This window comes from Desulfocurvus sp. DL1XJH-121, assembly GCF_054819825.1.
Genome location: NZ_JBTVWW010000075.1, coordinates 1 through 281, shown reverse-complemented (window position 1 = coordinate 281; position 281 = coordinate 1). Strand labels below are relative to the sequence as shown.

The following is a 281-nucleotide window of genomic DNA, read 5'->3' as shown; positions in this document are numbered from 1 at the left end:
GCTGAACCGCAAACTTGGCAATGTTTAAAATTCCGCCAGCAACGCGTCCAACTTCTTCAGCTGACTTTCTAACGTCCTTGCGGAATCCTTCTTGTGCAAACATTTTACTCATACTGTTGGCAGCATCAGTCATATATGGCAGTAGCTTTGAACCAAACATAATCGTTAAGTCTGACCAAGCTTGCTTAAAACGTTCTTGAGACATTTGAGCAGTTTGTGCATTCTTTTGTGCTAACTGAGAAACATAATTACCCTTATCTCCTGCTTCTTGGACCTTTTTA

The 281-nt window shown here is 40.9% G+C and carries 1 protein-coding gene; it reads right to left on the bottom strand.

What is annotated here, in order from left to right; translation table 11 throughout:
- Positions 1–281 (bottom strand): hypothetical protein (locus ACYYG1_RS17365; protein ID WP_461211594.1); only part of this gene is annotated, 281 nt, incomplete at both ends.